Origin of the sequence: Lysinibacillus sp. NPDC096418, from assembly GCF_044762775.1 — a bacterium.
Lineage (GTDB): Bacteria > Bacillota > Bacilli > Bacillales_A > Planococcaceae > Lysinibacillus.
The window spans coordinates 25,995-46,227 of record NZ_JBIWEY010000017.1 but is presented as its reverse complement, the minus strand read 5'-3'; the positions used below and the strand labels follow the sequence as shown (position 1 = coordinate 46,227).

The 20,233-nt window shown below is 38.4% G+C and carries 18 protein-coding genes; 6 read left to right on the top strand and 12 right to left on the bottom strand.

The genetic code is table 11. From position 1 onward, the window contains the following. Window positions 1–111: 111 nt before the first annotated feature. Both spx and ACIQZG_RS13785 read left to right on the top strand, forming a co-directional pair. Window positions 112–516 (top strand): transcriptional regulator Spx, encoded by a 405-nt coding sequence (gene spx / locus ACIQZG_RS13790; protein WP_402755877.1) that lies wholly within the window; start codon window positions 112–114, stop codon window positions 514–516. A gap of 22 nt (window positions 517–538) precedes the next feature. Next, entirely contained in the window at window positions 539–973 is a 435-nt protein-coding gene (locus tag ACIQZG_RS13785; RefSeq protein WP_402755875.1) for a MarR family winged helix-turn-helix transcriptional regulator, read from the top strand. A gap of 109 nt (window positions 974–1,082) precedes the next feature. On the opposite strand, the gene ACIQZG_RS13780 is transcribed toward ACIQZG_RS13785, so the two are convergent. Beyond that, window positions 1,083–1,631, bottom strand: coding sequence for an RNA polymerase sigma factor (locus tag ACIQZG_RS13780; protein ID WP_402755873.1), 549 nt, complete (start codon window positions 1,629–1,631; stop codon window positions 1,083–1,085). A 248-nt stretch (window positions 1,632–1,879) separates the two neighbouring features. On the opposite strand from ACIQZG_RS13780, the gene ACIQZG_RS13775 reads away from it, so the two are divergent. Further along, the gene (locus ACIQZG_RS13775; protein ID WP_402755871.1) at window positions 1,880–3,265 is read left to right on the top strand and encodes a dipeptidase; all 1,386 of its coding nucleotides are present in this window, start codon (window positions 1,880–1,882) and stop codon (window positions 3,263–3,265) included. A gap of 101 nt (window positions 3,266–3,366) precedes the next feature. On the opposite strand, the gene ACIQZG_RS13770 is transcribed toward ACIQZG_RS13775, so the two are convergent. Both ACIQZG_RS13770 and ACIQZG_RS13765 read right to left on the bottom strand, forming a co-directional pair. Continuing rightward, window positions 3,367–3,939 (bottom strand): nitroreductase family protein, encoded by a 573-nt coding sequence (locus ACIQZG_RS13770; protein WP_402755870.1) that lies wholly within the window; start codon window positions 3,937–3,939, stop codon window positions 3,367–3,369. Window positions 3,940–4,040: 101 nt separating this feature from the next. Then, entirely contained in the window at window positions 4,041–4,571 is a 531-nt protein-coding gene (locus ACIQZG_RS13765) for an amidase domain-containing protein (RefSeq protein WP_402755952.1), read from the bottom strand. 102 nt (window positions 4,572–4,673) lie between these two features. Between ACIQZG_RS13765 and ACIQZG_RS13760 the strand changes: the two genes are divergently transcribed. Next, complete coding sequence (locus ACIQZG_RS13760) at window positions 4,674–5,696, top strand: DUF2804 domain-containing protein (RefSeq protein ID WP_402755951.1); 1,023 nt, start codon at window positions 4,674–4,676, stop codon at window positions 5,694–5,696. 274 nt (window positions 5,697–5,970) lie between these two features. On the opposite strand, the gene ACIQZG_RS13755 is transcribed toward ACIQZG_RS13760, so the two are convergent. Then, complete coding sequence (locus ACIQZG_RS13755; protein WP_402755869.1) at window positions 5,971–6,693, bottom strand: glycerophosphodiester phosphodiesterase; 723 nt, start codon at window positions 6,691–6,693, stop codon at window positions 5,971–5,973. A 176-nt stretch (window positions 6,694–6,869) separates the two neighbouring features. Here ACIQZG_RS13755 and helD point away from each other — a divergent pair, with 176 nt between their 5' ends. Continuing rightward, window positions 6,870–9,098: an RNA polymerase recycling motor HelD gene (gene helD / locus ACIQZG_RS13750; protein WP_402755868.1), complete on the top strand. Its 2,229-nt coding sequence runs from the start codon at window positions 6,870–6,872 to the stop codon at window positions 9,096–9,098. 79 nt (window positions 9,099–9,177) lie between these two features. Here the strand turns inward: helD and ACIQZG_RS13745 are convergent, their stop codons facing one another. The 6 genes from ACIQZG_RS13745 to ACIQZG_RS13720 form a co-directional block, all read right to left on the bottom strand. After that, window positions 9,178–10,077, bottom strand: a complete 900-nt coding sequence (locus ACIQZG_RS13745; protein WP_402755867.1) for a cyclic di-GMP-binding domain-containing protein, MshE-related — start codon at window positions 10,075–10,077, stop codon at window positions 9,178–9,180. After that, on the bottom strand, window positions 10,070–10,465 hold the full coding sequence (locus ACIQZG_RS13740; RefSeq protein ID WP_402755866.1) for a response regulator: 396 nt from the start codon (window positions 10,463–10,465) through the stop codon (window positions 10,070–10,072). Before ACIQZG_RS13740 ends, ACIQZG_RS13745 begins: the two co-directional genes overlap by 8 nt. A 660-nt stretch (window positions 10,466–11,125) precedes the next feature. Next, on the bottom strand, window positions 11,126–11,995 hold the full coding sequence (locus tag ACIQZG_RS13735; RefSeq protein ID WP_402755865.1) for a GNAT family N-acetyltransferase: 870 nt from the start codon (window positions 11,993–11,995) through the stop codon (window positions 11,126–11,128). A gap of 73 nt (window positions 11,996–12,068) precedes the next feature. Continuing rightward, a complete protein-coding gene (locus tag ACIQZG_RS13730; RefSeq protein WP_402755864.1) occupies window positions 12,069–13,898 on the bottom strand; it encodes an ABC transporter ATP-binding protein in 1,830 nt (609 codons plus the stop codon). Further along, the gene (locus ACIQZG_RS13725; protein WP_402755863.1) at window positions 13,898–15,619 is read right to left on the bottom strand and encodes an ABC transporter ATP-binding protein; all 1,722 of its coding nucleotides are present in this window, start codon (window positions 15,617–15,619) and stop codon (window positions 13,898–13,900) included. Before ACIQZG_RS13725 ends, ACIQZG_RS13730 begins: the two co-directional genes overlap by 1 nt. A gap of 100 nt (window positions 15,620–15,719) precedes the next feature. Beyond that, a complete protein-coding gene (locus ACIQZG_RS13720) occupies window positions 15,720–16,613 on the bottom strand; it encodes a DMT family transporter (protein ID WP_402755862.1) in 894 nt (297 codons plus the stop codon). 187 nt (window positions 16,614–16,800) lie between these two features. Between ACIQZG_RS13720 and ACIQZG_RS13715 the strand changes: the two genes are divergently transcribed. After that, complete coding sequence (locus tag ACIQZG_RS13715; protein ID WP_402755860.1) at window positions 16,801–18,822, top strand: EAL domain-containing protein; 2,022 nt, start codon at window positions 16,801–16,803, stop codon at window positions 18,820–18,822. A 50-nt stretch (window positions 18,823–18,872) separates the two neighbouring features. Here the strand turns inward: ACIQZG_RS13715 and ACIQZG_RS13710 are convergent, their stop codons facing one another. Both ACIQZG_RS13710 and ACIQZG_RS13705 read right to left on the bottom strand, forming a co-directional pair. Continuing rightward, complete coding sequence (locus ACIQZG_RS13710; protein WP_402755858.1) at window positions 18,873–19,346, bottom strand: threonine/serine exporter family protein; 474 nt, start codon at window positions 19,344–19,346, stop codon at window positions 18,873–18,875. A 12-nt stretch (window positions 19,347–19,358) separates the two neighbouring features. After that, window positions 19,359–20,111 carry a threonine/serine exporter family protein gene (locus ACIQZG_RS13705; protein ID WP_402755856.1) on the bottom strand — a complete coding sequence of 251 codons (753 nt, stop codon included), beginning with the start codon at window positions 20,109–20,111 and terminating at the stop codon, window positions 19,359–19,361. Window positions 20,112–20,233 lie beyond the last annotated feature (122 nt).

Here is a 20,233-nt window from a genome sequence, read left to right as displayed (position 1 = left end):
ACTAACTACCTATTGATTTATATATATCTTACTAGTAAGATATTAATATAAACTAACTTACTAATAAGCTATCCATAAAATATAATCTAAAAAGAAAGCGAGGAATGAAGAATGACAGTAACGATTTACTCACAGGCAAGCTGTTCTTCATCCAGAAAAGCATTAAAATGGTTAAAAGAGAATGATATCCAGTACAAAGAAAAGCGTATTACATCACATCCATTAACATTAGCTGAATTTAAAGAAATTTTGAGCATGACAGAAGATGGTACAGATGAAATTATCGCGACTAACTCTAATGACTTTAAGAATTTAAACATCGATATTGACCAGCTTTCTATCCAAGAATTATATGCCATTATTCAAGCTCACCCAAGAATGCTACGTAGCCCAATTTTAATTGACGAAAAACGCATCCAAGTTGGGTATAATGAAATGGACATTCGCCGTTTTATCCCACGAAAAGTGCGTGCGTATGAATTAAACGCGATGACTCAATTGGCTCAAGAAAGCTAAAACTGTTTTGGAGATGACATATATGGATCAAGAAAAACAAAAAGCCATTTCCTCGTTGTTTGAAGTTGTATCTTCAATCGAACGAAAATGGGCAAACGAGTGGAATAATCATAATGTACTCGGCTTTTCAAAATCCCATATTTTAATTTTAGACTACTTATCGCAGGAGGGACCTAAACGCCCTTCTGCTATTGCAGATCGCTTAAAAGTCACTACTGGCGGCGTCACTGTCCTAACTACGAAGCTCATTAATGCTGGTTTTATCGAAAAAACACAGCATGCGACAGATCGCCGAGCTTCACAGTTGAAAATTACTTCAGAGGGAGAAGAAATCTTAGAGAAGTCTCGTCAACAAGTGAGTGAAATCATTAACAATATGTTTGGTATGCTCACAGCTGAAGAGGTTCAAACACTACGTGATATTTTTGCAAAATGTTTACTTGATCCTAACCGTTAGCATAAAAAAGGTACGCCACAAACATAGATTTGTGGCGTACCTTTTTTTGATTGGTCGTACGAATACTTCTGACTAAGTAATTTTGCAAGTGCAACCAATAAGATTTCACTTACGCTGGTAGCACTGCTTCTACTACTGATACGTCTGCCATTAGCATTTCTTTCAAACGCGCTTTTGCACGGAATAAACGTGATTTTACAGTACCAATTGATACTTTCATAAGGGAAGAAATTTCCGCTAGTGAATATTGATCGATGTAGAAATACCACAATGTTTTTTGGTAAATTGCATCTAATTGCCCCATCTTCTCTTGCACTAATTTTGTAACGACCTCTTTTTCAATTTTTTCTTCTGTAGAAATATCATTATTGGGAACCAAATCTAAGATCGGTACGTCTAATGTTTCAGGTTGGTTTATCATGTACTTACTTCGACGTACTTTTTTACGATAACGATCTCTAAATGTATTCATTGTAATCGTTGTTAACCAAGCCTTAATATGCTCTACTTCTGAAACGCTATCTTCATAGCGCACAACTTTTACCCAAACTTCCTGCATCAAATCTTCAGCTTCCGTATTGTTGCGAGTTAGTTTTAAACATAAATGATAGATGTACCGGTTATATTCTTGATAAACGCTTTCTAATTTTTCATTCATTGTGTATTCCTCCGCTTCATGTTCTTGCTTCTATACACATTCTCGCAAAAGATCGCCTTACACTCTATCGGATTGGCTTTCAATTCCATTACAATGATGTAAGCTTAATTGCTTTTACTTGTAATATTCGATAAAAGCTTTCTTACGATAACTTCTACAAACCATAGGCCCCCAGTGCTGCTACTTCCCTACTTTGTGCTATAATTTCTATTATCTAAATAATTCAAATAATGAAAGAAGGTACCGTTATGACGCATTTACAGGCATTAGACGCTTACTTTACAAGTCATCGTGAGGCACATCTACACGAATTAAATGAATTTTTACGCATTCCAAGTATCAGCTCATTATCCGAGCATAAAGAAGATATCCAAGATGCAGCAAAATGGTTAATGACAGCCTTTGAAAAATTAAACTTAGAAAACATCTCAATTACACAAACAGCTGGACACCCTGTTGTCTACGCAGATTGGTTACACGCCGAAGGACAACCGACAATTCTTTTCTACGGACATTATGATGTGCAACCAGTAGACCCATTACACCTTTGGGAAAGTGAACCGTTCAACCCGACCATCCGTGACAACAAATTGTTTGCGCGTGGGGCAAGTGATGATAAAGGGCAAGTATTTATGCATTTGAAAATGATTGAAGCTTTATTTGCTACTACGGGGACACTACCAGTAAATGTTAAGTTCATTTATGAAGGTGAAGAGGAAATTGGCAGTCCAAACCTTCCTGCGTTTGTGGAAGAACATAAAGAAAAGTTATCCGCTGATTTAATTGTCATTTCGGATACAGGTCTATATGCTCCTGGTAAACCAGCTGTATGTTACGGTTTACGTGGATTAACTGGGCTCCAAATTGACGTACGAGGAGCTAAAGGCGACCTTCACTCTGGTCTCTATGGCGGTGGCGTACAAAATGCGATTCATGCACTAGCAGAGATTTTAGCTTCATTCCGCGATGAGCATGGCACGATTCAAGTTGAGGGATTCTACGACAAAGTACTACCATTAACAGCTGAGGAACAAGAGGCTTACAAAGCATTGGGCTTTAATGAAGATGATTTGAAAAAAGAGGTTGGCGTAAAAGAATTATTCGGAGAAGCTGGCTATTCATATTTAGAACAAACATGGGCTCGCCCTACATTAGAAGTAAACGGTGTCTTTGGTGGCTTCTCAGGCGAAGGGATTAAAACAGTACTACCTGCTGAAGCTGGCGCAAAAATCACGTGCCGCTTAGTCCCGAACCAAGAACCAGAAGAAATCGTAGCATTACTGAGAGCTCATATTGAAAAACATAAACCTGCAGGCGTAGAAGTGACAATTTCTGAATTTGATAAAGGTCGTCCATATTTAACACCATTTGATCATCCACTCATTCAAGCAGCTGGGCGCTCTTACGAAAAAGTATATAATGTGCCGACAGCTTATACTCGTGGTGGGGGTTCGATTCCAATAGTGGCTGCCTTCGATGAGATTTTAAGCTTACCTGTTGTGTTAATGGGCTTCGGCTTATCAAGCGAAAACTTCCATGCGCCAAACGAGCACTTCCATCTAGAAAACTTTGACAAGGGATTGCGCGTATTAGGAGACTACCTATATGAAGTTGCTAAATTACAAAATAAATGATTGATCGAAGTTTAACCCTTGTCATGTTTACCTTTTTTTAAATACATGTCAACAAATAAATCCCCTCGCTAGCATATGCTTGCGAGGGGATTTATTATCTTTTATTCACCGAAAATTGTCACGATATCCGTTGATTTTTTACGTTCTTTTGCCTTTGGTAGTTCATCAAAATAACCTACTTGTACCATTGCGATTACACGTTCACCCGCTTGCACCTTTAATGCTTCACGGAACTTTGGATTATCTAAAAATCCAGGTGTTTTCCAGCATGCGCCGATGCCTTTATCCCAAGCTAGCAGTTGCATATTTTGAAGCATTGAGCTTGCCGCAGCATAATCTTCTAGGCGTTCTTTTTGACGAGCATCTTCTGGCACAATGGCAAATACATAACCACCCGGCAATGTGAATTTTTCCATTTGTTTAGCTAAATTTTCGCCAGAGAGTTCCTGCCATTTCGGAACAGCTAGGTCACGTAGTAACTCATGAAGGGCAAATAATTCCTTGCCACATGCTACAACTAAACGCCAAGGTTCACGGTTACCGTGATTTGGCGCCCACACAGCATCTTCTATTATTTCTAGTAAATCTTCTCGATCTACTGGCTGCCCATTGAATTTTTTTATCGAACGGCGTTGGGTAATTGCATCTTTTACAGTTAAATATTGTTCATTCATTATTGTCTCTCCCTTTGTGAGTGTTTCGAAAATTCGAATTAGTAAACTCTACCTCTCTCCAACATTATCATAATTCAGCGCACTTTAAAACCGGTAGTGCTCTAAGCAAAACTATCGTTGATATGGTAGAAATAATACGTCATGTTCGGTGTGTATGCTGTTGAGTCTTCGTAAAAAAATGGACGGTTGATACTGTCTGAAGTATGAGCATTCACAAATGGAATCCCATTTTGTATGCTTGTAACAATCACCGAATGATCTATTTTCCCATTTCCTTGAAAATCATAAAAAATGACATCACCAAGATTTAGTTCCTCAGCAGATTGAACCCGTCGCCCTTTCAATCCTCTAGTCGAGCCTTCTAAATACCATCTTAACGAATGTGCTACAGTCCAACTATAACTCCAATTCCGCCCTTGTATCCACCACCCTTTTTCTCTGCTTGGAGCCCCTCGCATTGGTGCTCCCCCAGCAAGTAAACATTGAGATATATAATTGGTACAATCCACATCAAAAAAAGGAAATGCAGGGTTACTTCTATTCCACCATAAGTTCGCATACTGTACCGCTGCCTGTCTATTATACGTAATTGCAACAACCCCCTTATGCCATCTTATGTTTGTTAATAACATTCTATTATCTAACGCTATATTTTCCATTTTCGAGTTTTTTTTTGTTACAATAGAAGAAAAGATGCAAAAATTTGAAATTTCACAAGGAAAGGGATGTTAAATGTGAAGCAGCATGCTGAGAAGGAAATACTACTCCCTACTCTTTTATGCGATAAAAAAGGTAATTTGAACCCTGCAGCTATCGGATTTGCACGCAAGCCTATCATAGATAGTAATTTAACTGGCCATATGATGCGCAAAAAGAAATGGAATTACTGGTGTGTATATGGTGATGAAATATTATTCTCTGCAACGATTAGTCATCTTGATTATGCATCAGTTTGCTTCGTGTATTTCCTTGAGTACGAAACACAACGCTATTTCGAAAAAACAATTACCCTCCCACTTGGTGGCAAGCTAAAAATGCCAACTCAGGTGCTTGAAACGGTCAGTTTTAATAATAGCGAGATGAGCATTAACATCACGTATATTCAAAACGAAACACATTTAGTTGTATCTATTCCCAACTTTGACGGTGAAGTATTACGAGCTGACCTTGTTATTCACCATCCACCATCAGATGAGTCTCTAAACGTGGTCATCCCTTGGAATCGTAAAACATTCCAATTCACTGGAAAGCATCATACTCTTCCAACTTCCGGCCATGTGACAATTGGTAATCGCCGCTTTATCTTTTCACCTCAAGAAAGTTTCGCGGTTCTCGATTATGGTAGAGGCGTATGGCCAAGACAAGCAACCTGGAATTGGGGCATGGCGTCGCAACTAGTACGTGGACGTCGTATCGGCCTAAACCTCGGTGGTAAATGGACAGATGGTACAGGAATGACGGAAAATGCTGTAATTGTGGATGGTAAAATGACAAAAATTCATGAAGATGTGTTATTCGAATATGATAGTGAGGATTACATGCAACCATGGCATGTAAAATCGAAGTTCTCTAAGCAAGTAACGTTAACATTCTCCCCGTTCTTCGAGCGTGTAGCAATTTCAAATGCCAAACTTATTAAATCCGAAGTACATCAAATGTTTGGCTATTATGATGGTAGAATACTACTTGAAAACGGCGAAACACTTGTCATTCAGCAAATGCTTGGCTCTATCGAAGAACACATCGCTAAATGGTGAAAGGTGTTGTCAAATAAGTTCCTTTAAGTAGAACATTTAGCTTTCTATATGGTAAAAATCCACTTCACTTTCCGCGGGCACAACGTAAGTCGCAACCCTCGCTACGCGTGGTTTGTCGCGCCTTACGTCTTGTGCGTGCTCCTGCCGCTACATTTCACTCACGCTTTCGTCGGAAAATGTTCCCGCAGGAGTCTACGCGATTTTTTACCTGTATATCAAAAACAACAATTCAAAAGTACTATCCGCATACTACTTCCTTTTTGGATAGCCATTTTCATTCCCCATGTAACTTCTCTGCTATTTTTACAGGGTCATCTGTGAAAATGGCATGTACTCCGAGCTGCTGCAATGGTTTTACGTATTCGATGTCGTTTACTGTATAGACGCGTATAGTAGCTCCCTCTTCAAGTGCTGTACGCACGGATTTCCGAGCTGCTGCAGGCAAACTGACATGAATCGCATTTGCTGGTATTTGTGACGTATAGGTCGTAAAATCAGTGAGTATTTCTGCAAATAACGCTGCTGTTTCAATATATGGGGCAATCTGTTTTACAATCTGAAGTGACTCGTGATTAAACGAAGAAATAATAACACGTTCGGTCATTTGATGCTTAGCTACTTCCTTGATCACTAGAGATTCAATACCCTCATACGGAAAAACATCTGTTTTCAGTTCAATATTAATAAGGTGAGCTGTCCCTACAAATAACTCTAATACTTCACCAAGCGTCGGAATATTTTCACCGGTAAATTCTTTTGAAAACCATGAGCCATAATCATATGCACGGAGCTGCTGCAATGAGAAATCTTTGACATATCCCTCCCCATTGGATGTACGATCAATGGTTTCATCGTGAATCACCACTAACTCACCATCTGCAGATAAATGTACATCTAGTTCAATACCTGCAATGGGCAATTTCGACGCCGCGTAAAAAGCAGCACCTGTATTTTCGGGGTAGTGTTCTGACACACCGCGATGCGCAAATATATCCATATGGAAAACCTCCCTTTATTATCTCAAGTATACGAATACCCAACCAAACACTTCCTATGCTTTCACTTATAGCCAGATTTTTTGTATAGTAATAATGAGAATCGATTGTTTCTACGTAAAAGAAGAACTTAACCAAAACTTAATTATATTTTGTACATATTTAGGAGGTGCAACAAATGACTGTACGGCATCCGGATTTTAACGTTGAACAAGAACGTCTTGCTTATACGAAAGAGTATATGCAACAAATTTTAAGAGAATCGCAAAGAGATTTAAAATCTGCCCAAGACAATATTCGCAAATCGATGGCTGATCTCGACTACTTAGATTCGAGTTTAAGCTATTTAAACATTTTATCGAATGCCAGATTTTTTGAAATGGCACGGAACCAAAAGGAGGGCTTAGAATCTGTCCAAAAAAAGCCTTATTTTGCCCGTATTCATTTTCAAAAAACAGGAGATCCTGAAGAACTTTTATATATCGGAAAGACTTCTCTTTTCCATCGTGAAACACATGAACCGATTATCGTGGATTGGCGCTCACCTGTCGCTAACGTCTATTATGATGGCCGCCTTGGCGAAATGGAATATGACGTTCGTGGTGAAACACATAAGGGTCATCTATTTGCAAAGCGGCAATACAAAATTGAAGATGGTGAATTACTCGACATTCGAGACATTGATTTAACGACAAATGACGAGCTACTGCAAGAAGCCCTGGAAGGCAAGGCAGATGTCCGTTTAACCGAAATTGTCTCCACTATACAAAAAGAGCAAAATGAAATCATTCGTGCACATCTACGTCAACCGATTATTGTACAAGGTGCTGCTGGTAGTGGAAAAACGACCATTGCCCTCCATCGTATTTCATATTTTTTATACACAATGGGTGAAAACTTTAATCCTGAGCAACTCATGATTTTAGCACCAAATAAATTATTTATTGATTATATTGGCGACGTACTACCAGAACTCGGCGTCGATAAAATTTGCCAAACGACTTACGCTGAATACGTAATGGCCGCAACAAAGCTAAAATTCAAACTATGCAATCCCAACGAACAACTTGAATCACTCGTGGCAGGTGGTACTGATCACCCTACTGCTTGGATTTCTGAAATGAAAGGCTCCCTCTATTATCGAGATGTGATGGAGCGTTATCTTCAAAAAATCGAACAAGAAATTGCGGCCCAATTTGAAGATGTATTTATCGAAAAGTACTTGATTATGCGCGGCTCCCATTTAAAGAAACTATTTTTATATGAGTTTTCTTATATGCCGATTGAAAAACGACTGACACATATAAAAAAAGTACTTGCCAGTCATGTCCGTCAGAAAAAACAGGCTGTCCTTAATGTGCTTAATGCAAAATATGATGAAGCGCTTGGCAAAGCATTAAACGGGATTCGTGACGATGATAAAAGGCGCCGTATCGTCACAAAATTTATCGATGAGCGTGATGAACGTATTCCCGCTATTGAGAAAGAGGCAAAATCGACTGCTACAGTCTATATGCGCCGCTTCACAAAATATAATATTAAATCACTATATCGTAAATTTTTAACGCATCGTGAGCTACTTGAGGAACTTACACCTGAATGGCATTATATCGAACAACAACAGTTTATCCAGATGCATACAAAAGAAGTTTGGGCATTAGAAGATTTAGCTGCGCTCTACTATTTACATGCACGTATTAAAGGTATTGCTGATGAGTGGAAAATGCGCGTTGTTTTTATCGATGAAGTGCAAGACTATAGCTTATTCCAACTTGCTGCATTAAAAACAGGGCTCGAAACCGATATGTTTACAATGGTGGGTGATTTAGCTCAAGGCATACATAGCTATCGCTCACTTACAGCTTGGGAGCCGGTACAAGATTTATTCCCACGCGCAAGCTTCCGAACATTACAAAAAAGTTACCGAACAACGATTGAAATTATGGAAGTTGCTAATACAATTTTGGCTCAAATGGACGAACAACTTCCGCTAGTCGAGCCTGTTGTTCGTCATGGCAATGATCCAACCTTTATACAAGCAGACACTTTTAATGCTCAACAAATCGGTTTAATTTTTGAAGCAATTCGTGCAAACGGTCATCAATCGGTAGCACTCATCTGTAAAACAACAGCGGAAGCCAAAAACATGCAAGAAGCATTAGTACAAAGTAATATCCCCGTACAGCTCTTAACCGAGGACGAGTCGATCAATCAACAGGTACTGCTAGTCGTGCCTAGTCATTTGGCAAAGGGGCTTGAATTTGATGCTGTTATCGTAGCAGCATTTGATACACCATTTTTCGATACAAAGATTGATCGAAAGCTACTATATGTTGCTTTAACACGCGCTATGCATGAACTCTATTTAGTGGGTCCTTCTAAAAAAACATTTTTACTCGAAAACTAACAACATAACCTTATTGAAACGGCACAAAACACCTTCGACTTATAAATCAAAGGTGTTTTGTACATGTCACAAACGTTTTTTAATGAACAACTGAAACTTTTTCAGGTTTGTCTGATAGAATTAATTGGAAAGAACCTTTTGACGTATTTACTGACACCAAAAACGTATCCCCAGAAACAGTTGCATTTTTTATTACTTCTTGAGGATTCATCGTCAGTTCTGTCCCCCAGTTGGACATATTCACTAAATAAATACCGTTATGCAAGTTCAAAAATTCACTGACAGCATCTTCAGCAAATTCATCTATTTCGGTTAACTCTTCTTCCGCATAGATCGAAGCCATGTGTAAAAATACTTCTTCACTAACATCTATCGCTGTAAACAGTGGTGCATTCCCCAATATTTCTTGGCGAACTAACCAACTTTCTGGATACTTATCTTCAAGCTTAGCTATCTCTAAAAATACTTGATCATCGATAAATCGGATCATACTTTTAGCAAATAAAGAAAGATACTGTCCAAATTTCGCTTTCTTCTCAATGTCTTTTACATCAAGAATATTTTCAACTAATAATTCAATGCTACCGTTTCTAATTGCTTCAAACTGATCATCTGAGAGGCTATTTTCTCTCTTATAATCATTTAAGGCATCTGCGAATTGCTCAATTGTCATGTATCCTCGATTCACAAGTGCTTGTGCTAAAAATAAGTGACCTTGTTTTTGACTGGAAATAAGCTTGTCCACTTGCTCATTCGTTAAATAGCCCAGTTCTACAGCAATTTCACCAAAGCGTTTATCCATCTGTTTTTGTTTCTCATGTACTTCTTCTACTTGTACTGGTGTCATATACTCTTCATCGACTGCAATCACTCCAAATTTGACATGGACAGATTTCTGAAACTCTAAAGCGTCCGCTAATTGTTCTCTCGTTATTAATTCACGATTCAATAAGTAATGACCAAAGTATTGGCTAAACATTCGCTGTATCCTCCTTTATCACCTTTTCAATTAGATTCGTAATGGCCTCAAGAGAAATCGGTTTCTGGATAAAATCATATGCGCCATACGCAAGAGCTTCTTTGAGATGGTCATTTGTCCCAACTGATGAAGCCATTACGACTTTAGCATTCGGATTAAATTCCATAATTTCTTTTAGCGCTTCAATGCCGTCTTTTTCAGGCATTACTATATCCATAAATACTAAGTCAGGGTTTTGAGCCTTCACTTGTTCTATAGCCAAATTTCCATTAACCGCTTCAAATATTTCTTTACATTTGCACTTTTCCAATGCACTTCTTAATTTTTTTCGAATTAAAATAGAATCATCACAAATTAATACACGTAAACCATTCCCCACTTTTCCCATCCCCTTATCATTTTGTTTATGTAAAAAACCGACTCTTCACCATAACTAGGGGTTGATTTCCGTTCCGCCAGCGTACTTTCCTGGGGACGTCTATTAAGCCGCTTCACTCGCTACGCTGGCTCCACTCCAATCAACAAACACTTTATTTAAAATGTCACCCCCACCTTTTGTTGATGAGCAAAAAAAACCTAACATATTTAATAGTTCTACATACCCAAAATTTCTCCTTCTCTATTTATCAGAAAATTTGAAAATTTATAATTTATTTACTATAATTTTACATTCACTTCCCCTACGAAATCCAAGAACATCAAAAAGAGTTCTGCTCACAGTTAAAACTTGTAAGCAAAACTCTTTTTCGTGATAGGAGTAAATAATACCAGCCGTTTCTTCTATTTCCGGGGAGGTAAACGATAATATTTCCCTTTTGCTAAATACACTTTCACAACCCTCCACCACGAACTTCTATCTCTTTTCTCAGAAGGCCTCTTTTTACTTAACGCAGGGATACGCATCCAACCGACTCCTTTTTTGCAAACTTACTACAATGTATGGTCGAAACCACTATTTATGACTAAAAGAAACTACTAACTAGAGTTAGTGCCCCCGTACGAAAAGAAAAAACCATGCAAAAAGCATATACTTTTTGCATGGCCATTTTTATAATTTTTTTACGTAATAATCAATTTGCTGAGCTTTCATAAAGCCGGCTTTTTCATAGACAGAAAGTGCCTTACAATTCTCAATCTCAACATCCAACATGACGTATTTCGCTCCAGATTGACTAGCAAAGTCTTTCGTGTGCGTTAGTAATGCTGTACCGATACCTCGCCCCTCATGCCTTGGATGAACCGCTAATGCCGTTACCCACTGCACATTGCCTTCCTCAGCCGTCGTTACTGTACCGACAATCTCTCCATCTTGACGTGCTACCCACAACTTACGACCATCATTAGACGTATTGAAAAGGATCAGCTCCTCGGATTCCTCTGGTAAATCGCCAAATGCCTCACTATAAATTTCAACAAGTTGATTCTTCTCGCCATTATATATCTCAATTTGAATATCCTCACACAAATCTACTGGCTCTGCCTTTGTTTCTAGCGTCGCTTCTGAAAAACTGTACGCATAGCCGCTACCTTCAATAAATACTTGGCTAAATGGAGCACCTTCAACAACTAAAGCCAGTTGACCTTCAGCACCACGTTCTACAAGCCCTGCCTGTAGAACTTCCGTTAGTGCCGTACCAATTCCAATTCTTCGATACATCGGTGCGACCACTAGTGACCATTCATAAGTATGCAAACCCATTAAATCAATTGCACTCGCTGCACCAACGACCTTATCTTGGTCATCATCATATGCTAGCACCATAAAGCCCTTTGAATCAAAAGAGCCAGCTACTGGCAAATTCATAATTGTTTCATATACACGATAATCATTTGTTGTCGCTTCTTCGCACAACGCACGTACTTCTTCTAATGTTTCTCCATCTAAAGGAAAAGACACCGTAATAACTGAAATATTCATCATAAACCTCGTTCTTTTTAATACTATAGCCTCATTGTAGCACATTTCACCGGGACTTTTTCTAACATTTTTATTATTTCAAATGATACGAGGAAGAGCTTAGCATTTGTGCATAAATACCACCTGCTTCAATTAAAGTCTGCTGCAACCCAGCTTCGACAAGCTCACCCTTTTGCATAACAAGCACTATATCCGCATTACGTACTGTATTTAATCGATGGGCAATAACAAAACTTGTCCTTCCGTGCATTAACGTATCAAGTGCCTCTTGAATTTTTAACTCTGTGACAGTATCTATGCTACTTGTTGCCTCATCTAATAATAAGATTTTAGGATCCGCAATGAACGCACGTGCTATGGACAGCAACTGCTTCTGCCCTTGCGAAATCTCTTGTCCATCTGCTGCTAGCACTGTATTATAGCCGTCTTTTAACTTCATGATAAAATCATGCGCGTTTGCCCGTTTCGCGGCTTCCTCAATTTCTGCATCACTCGCATTTAACCGACCATAGCGAATATTTTCGCGAACTGTTGCTTCAAACAGAAACGGATCTTGTAACACGAATGCCATTTGCGATCGCAACGCTTTACGGTCAATTTGTTGAACATTCACACCATCAAAAAGCACTTCGCCCTTCTCTACATCATAAAATCTAGCAATAAGCTGTAAAATAGTCGTTTTCCCTGCACCTGTTGGGCCTACTAATGCCACTGTTTGTCCAGGTTCTACAGAAAAATGAACATCTTTAAGGATATAGGCCTCTTCAACCTGCTCGTATTTAAAGTACACATGATTGAAATCTACTTTCCCTTGGAGTTTATGGGGTTGCGCAGAAGTTCCCTCTACTTCAGGCTGTTCATCCAACAATGCAAAAACTCGCTCAGCACCAGCAATTGCCGATAACACCGTATTAAATTGATTCGCTAAATCATTCAGAGGACGTGTAAACTGTCTTGCATATTCTGTAAAAATAACAATTACACCAATCGACACATGACCAGTAAGTGCTAATATACCTCCAATTCCTGCAACAATAGTAAAGCTCATATTATTTAAAAAGTTCATCACTTTAGGGATAAAACCAGAATACGTTTGCGCCCAGAAGCCAGTCCTTTTTAACCGTAAACTCTTTTCTCGGAATTCCGCTAAGACTCGTTCTTCTTGCGAAAAAGCCTTCACAATTCGCTGACCTGAAATCGTCTCTTCAATCATGCCATTAAGTGTGCCTAATGCCGCTTGTTGCTCTTTAAAAAGAGGTCCTGTACGACGTGTAATCCAGCGCATTGCTAGAAACATCGTCGGAATAATCGTCATTGTCAACACCGTTAACAAAGGACTTAAGGACAGCATAATAATGAGTGTGCCACTTAATGTCAAGACACTCGAGAATACTTGAATAAATGAACTATTTAATGTCGAACTTACTGCTTCAATATCATTTGTCACTCGGCTCATTAATTCCCCATGCTGACGGCGATCAAAAAATGACACGGGTAACTTTTGCAAATGTGAGAAAACGCTCGTCCTTAATCGATAAATCGTTTGCTGTGCAATACCAATCATCCAGTAATTTTGTAAAAACAATGTCACTGCAAGTACTGCATAAATAACTATTAACATGGAAATCATTTTTCCTAAGCCAACAAGCTTACCATTCATCACAAATGTATCAATCATTTTGCCAATTATAAACGGTCCCAGTAACGCCAATGCAGAGCTTGCCATCACCATAATTAACACAATAACTAATAGCCCTCGTTGTTCATCAACAATTCGCCATATACGTCCAAGCGTACTTTTCCAATTAGATGCACGAGGTCCCTTCTTTTTCTGCTCCGCTTGCTTCAAATCATCTTTGGACAAAATCGGCTCATAGCCAAAAGGTTTTTGGAAAAACGCCACTATTGCTCCACCTCCTGCTGTGAGATAGCAATTCTTTTATATAAAGCAGAAGATATTAATAAATCTTCGTGTGTGCCATATGCAACAACTTGTCCTGAATCAATCAATAAAATTTTGTCTGCCTCTTTTGCGGTACGAACTTTTTGTGTCACGACAAGCATCGTTGCCTTTTCACTTTCTAATGCATCCCATAACGCTTGCTCGGTGTCTACATCTAATGCACTCGTACTGTCATCTAGCATTAATATATGCGCTTTTCGAAGAAGCGCACGTGCAATTGACAAACGTTGCTTCTGTCCACCTGATAAATTGACGCCCTTTTGCCCAACTTTCGTGTTATAGCCTTTCGGGAAATCTTCAACAGATGTGTGTATTTGTGCCTGCATTGTCGCTTGAAGAACAGCATCCATCTCTGCCTCTACATTCCCCCAACGAATATTATCTGCAATGCTTCCTGTAAACAGCATCGATTGCTGTGGTACGTACCCAATGACTTCACGTAGTTGTTGGATATCCCACGCTTTAACATTTTGTCCTTCCACTAAAATCCGCCCTGCTGTCACATCATAAAAACGAGGAATTAACTGTAGCAATGTCGATTTTCCAGCACCAGTTGCCCCCATAATGGCAAGCTTTTCTCCTTTTCTCACATGGAAACTTACATTTTGTAAAACAAAATGATCGGCCTTCGGATACTTAAAGCTCACATTATCAAATACAACTTCTCCAAATTTTAGTTTGTCAGAAATAACTTCAGATGAAGTCTTCTTCTCGACTTCATTTTCAACAGTTAACACTTCTTCCATTCGCTCCGCTGATGCTTTTGCACGCGCATAAAAAATAATAATGAAAGCAAACATTGAAAACGAACCAGTTATGCGCATCGCATAGTTTACGATTGCCACAACATCTCCTAGTGGCGTCGTACCATCAGCGATCTGCTTTGTACCAAACCAAAGCACAGCCAATAAACTCATATTCATAATAAATAAAAGTACAGGCATAATATATTCCATTGTCCGAAGCGCCGTCACTGTATCTATTCTTAACTGCCCTGCAACTTTTTCAAATCTTGACGCCTCATATGTACCACGTAAATAAGCTTTTACTAGTCGAATTGCTTGTAAGTTTTCCTGTAGCACACGATTTAATCGGTCTACACGATGTTGTACCTTACTAAAGTATGCAATCCCTCTGGCTACCATAAATACTAAAAAAATAACGATGATCGGTGCACCTATCACTAAAAACAACGCAAGCTTGGCATTTACGTAAAAGGCCATTATAATACTCCCCACTACAGCAAGTGGTGCACGTAACATAATTCGTAGGCTCATGAAAAGTACAGTTTGTACTTGCGCCACATCATTGGTTAAGCGCGTAATGAGTGATGATGCCGGGAACTTTTGATACGTAGCCAGTGTGAATGATTGAATCTTTTCAAACAACGCATTTCGTAAGTCAAAACCGAAACTTTGAGCCGTATGTGATGAAAAATAAGAATTGGCAACACCTGATAAAAAAGCAATACAGGATAATACAAGCAATAAAGATCCCCACTGTATAATCAACTGATTATTTTCAGCCCGTATGCCATCATCGATAATTTTTGCCATAATAAGTGGCTGTATTAGTTCGACGAATAATTCAACTAACATTAAAAGCATTGCAAAAAAAGCAGGCCATTTATATGGCTTTACATACGAAAAAACAACTTTCACTTTTACCACCACCTTATCTATGAAGAACTTTCTCTTTTTTCATATCCTGCCTAACTATGCTTAATATTTACTTAATACTCATATCGAGTTTATAGTATTTTTACGCTTTTTCACCCGCTATCGAAAGCCCAGTTACACAGACAAGCATGATGAACACACCTACCAATTGCCATACACCTAAGGATGTACTAAAGACAATTACTGAAATGACCATCGCTGTCAAAGGTTCAACACTCGACAAGATGCTTGTTTCCACTGCAGAGATATATTTCATACTGCTTAAAAATAATACAAAGGCCATCGTGCCGAAAAATATTAGTGCAGTCATTAAAGCTATTATTTTAAGATCGGTAAAAGCAACCCATTCATTAGATTGCCAAACACGGCTGACAATACCTAAAGTTAAACCACCTATTAGCATACCCCAGCCAACTACGAGCAATACACTCCACTCTTTCATAAGGCGTGCTGGATATAATGTGTAAAAGGCAAATGTTAAACCAACCGCTATACCCCATAATAAGGCTTTACGACTAACCAACAATTCGTCAAAAGAGGCGTTCGTTAGTAATAAGAATAAACCCCCTAATGTACCAATAATACCTAACACTTGATATTTAGGTGGCCATTTCTTTAAACTAAGAGAGACATAAGCAACAACAAAAATTGGCGCTAAAAATTGTAGCAGCGTGGCAAGTACTGCATTACTCTCATTTATTGCTGCAACAAAGGCATATTGTACCCCTAACATTCCAGCCATTCCGAAAATAATAAGCTGTCTACCCCATATTTTGTGTTGCCAAATCCCGAAAATATCTTGCTTTGTTAGTAGTAAATACATGAGTAGTAACGCTCCTGCTACGAACAGGCGAATTGTTAACATAAAAGAAACTGTTAACACAGTGTGGTTAAGCAGCCATTCCATTAATGGACCTGTTGCTCCCCACAACATTGAACCTGAAATAATTAAAATGATTCCTTTTAAGCGTTCCATTTAAATCCTACTTTCTAATTTATGTATTAAAATTTATCACTTTTATTCCATCCTTTTCTAAAAAACCGTTACAAAGGAACTATTATCTTTTTACCCAAGAGAATCATTGTTATATTCATAATGACTAATTTCTGATAGTTCACTATAATAGTAGTATATATTCATTACTCAAGGAGATAGAATAATCATGAGTCTTATGCACAACTCGATAAAAATTGATGAACGTTATTTAAATTCACTGCCTTTCCCTGCATTGGTAATGGACAATAGTGGTCGCGTAACATTATGGGGAAAATTCGCTGAACAACAGTTTGGCTTTTCAATGTCTGATATTACAGGACAGGCTTCCTCCCCAGTTACTGAAAATCTACTTCGCCAGATTTCACAAGAAACCTTAGAGCAAATTGCTCAAAATGAAAATTTTACTTATTTAGAAAATATCCAAGTATACACGCAAGCAAATGATGAAATAACTACTTCACTTCTTGCAAAATCTTTTACAGAGCAAGACGAAAGCTATATTTTAATTATGTTTGTTTTATCAAATTTCATGATTAATCCACCTTCTGCAAATCGTGCACTTGAAGACTTAAAGCAAAATTTAGAGTCCACTTTCATGACAATTACATTAGATCAAGATGGATTTATAGTAGAATGCAACCAAAATTTCTTAAAAATCAGTCAATGGACACCAAAACGTGTAATCGGCAAAACATTTTGGCAACTATTCCCTGACAATAGTACTGGTGAGAAAATCACGAACACAATTTGGCGTAATCTAAACCACGGTCTTACATGGCAGGGTGAAGTCGAAAAAATCTCCAAATCAGGTCTTCCATATTGGGTACTGTTAACAGCTATCCCGACATTCAATTTTGAAACGAATGAGCAACAGTATATGTTACTTGAAAAAGATATAACGAAAGCGAAAACAATCCAACATCAACTTGAAAAAATTGCTTATATCGATACAGAGACAGGCTTAATGAATGCGCATCGTTTAGAGAAAATTATTACTGAAATGATTGAAGAACAGAGACACTTCTCTTTCGTTTATTTAAGTATCGATAAATTTTATACACTTAAAGAGTTACAGGATCATCCAAGTGAGCGCAATCTCATTATTGAATTTACAAACCGTATGAAAATGTATTTCCAAGATAGTACAATGGCACGTATTAATGAAAATGACTTTGTTGTTATTACTCCATTAAGCGAATGGTTTATCCAAGGGTTCCTAGCATATTTGCAACAGCATCCGATTTACAATGGTAGCGTTGCGGTTCCAATCTCCATTAGCGGTGGTATTACACGCTTCCCTGAAGACCAATCGACGTTCTCACAATTGATGAAAGCATCCATTGCCACAATTAGTACCGTTCGTGAAGCGGGTGGTGACAATATTGTTTCATTATCAAAAGCTATACATAAAGCATTAAATCGTAAAGCTTTAATTGAGAAACGCTTACTACAGGCACTTGATCAAAAAAACCTGAAAGTACTTTATCAACCGCAAGTAGATGTAGCGTCTGGAAAAATCACAGCAGTTGAGGCACTTGTCCGTTGGGAAGATGAAGAAATTGGTGTTGTTTCTCCAGATGAACTGATTCCAGTTGCCGAAGAGACAGGTCTCATTAACAACATCGGCTCTTTCATGCTTGAAAAGGCTTGTGAACAGGCGTTAATTTGGAAAAAAGCAGGCTTTGATATAAAAGTAGGCATTAACTCATCTGTACGTGAATTCCGCGATAAAAACATGGCCAAATCTGTACTCGACACATTAGCGAAAACAGGATGCCCTGCAAATCTAATACAAATCGAAATTACAGAGAAATTTGCGCTTGAAGCAGAAGCTGCATCATTTATTACGCAGCAAATGCGTAAACTAGAAAATGAAGGCATTGTCTTCGTATTAGATGATTTCGGGATAGGCTACGGTTCATTCCGTTATATGCAAATCTTACCGATTGATACATTGAAAATTGATCAGTCATTTACTAAATCATTATTGAAATCTGAAAAGACACAAAAATTAATGCATGGTATGGTTCAATTAGGAAGATCAATGGAGCTAACTGTTGTCGCAGAAGGCGTTGAAACTGCTGAACAGGCTGAGCTACTCAAAAGCTTCGGCTGTGATACTATTCAAGGGTATCACATTAGTAAACCTGTCACACCAGAAGAAATTGAGACCTTATTATCAAGATAAATAAAAAAAGCTAGCCACCTCAATGCCCTTTAAGAAAGCATTGAAAGTGCCTAGCTTTTATTCTTTTTAGCAATTAGTATTTTCTCTTTACTTGCGTGCATCGCTCGAAATACCAATTGCACCAATACCTCTGCAAAAACTAATCCTATAACAATAGCCCCTGTTATTAAAAATGCCTTCATGCCATACTGCAAGCCCTGTATATAGTCGTCTTCAACAACATTCCGCATCGAATTATAAGCCATCCCTCCTGGAACGAGCGGTATAATTCCTGCAACACTAAAAATCAGCATTGGCATTTTAAAGCGACGTGCATACGTATGCGCTACGATAGCAATGACAAAAGCCCCGAAAAACGACGCCTCTACAACATCCAAACCATTTTGGGTTAGCACATAATAAATAATCCAGCCTAATGCTCCAACTAATCCACAATGAAAATATGTTTTCGGTGGCACGTTAAAAATGGTGCCAAAACACGCTGTAGCAATAAAACTAGCAACAAATTGTAAAATATAGTCCATCTCAACTACCCCCTAAAATGATAAAATGACCGCAATACCTGCACCGATTGCAAAAGCTGTCAAAAAACCCTCTGCCCCTTTTGATAACCCTGACATTAGGTGACCTGCCATTAAATCACGCACCGCATTTGTAATTAATATCCCCGGTACCAGGGGCATTACAGAGCTTATAATGATCTTATCTATTTGTTCACCATATCCAAAGTTAACCGCAACATACGCGACTAGACCAATCATTAAAGACGCCGTGAACTCAGAAAAGAATTTTACCTTCGTTAAATAGTTCATTAACAATAATGTAGCAAATCCTAGTCCTCCTGCAAGAACCGCCGCTGGTATATCCATCCAAATTCCGTTGAATAAAATTAGGAAGCAACCACTTGCTAAAGCGGCAGCTAAAACCTGAACGTAATTTGGTAAAAAATAATTTGTTTTTTGTATCGACTTTAACTCGTCATAAGCCTCTTCTAGTGTTATTATGTGAGATGTGAGTCTACGAGAGACTGAATTTACCAAGGAAATTTTTTGTAAATCTGTATTTCTTTTCGAGATTGAAGTGATTCTTGTCGGTTGTGTTTTTCCTAAAGAAAAAATAATACCTGTTGGTGTAGCATAACATTGTGCATCGGGCATGTTTTGTGATCCGGCCATGCGAAGCATCGTATCTTCTACACGATATGTTTCAGCACCGCTTTCAATCATAATACGCCCTGCCAGCAACAAGCAGTCAATTGTAAATTCATTATTTTGCTCTTTTAATTTCATTGCTTGTTCCTACCTCCTTTGGTCTCCTTGCCAATAGTATCGAACAGAAAGTAAAAACTCAACTCTTAAATTCATACACCCAAGTTATAAAAACGTATTCCCAAACTAAAGGCTAATCAATC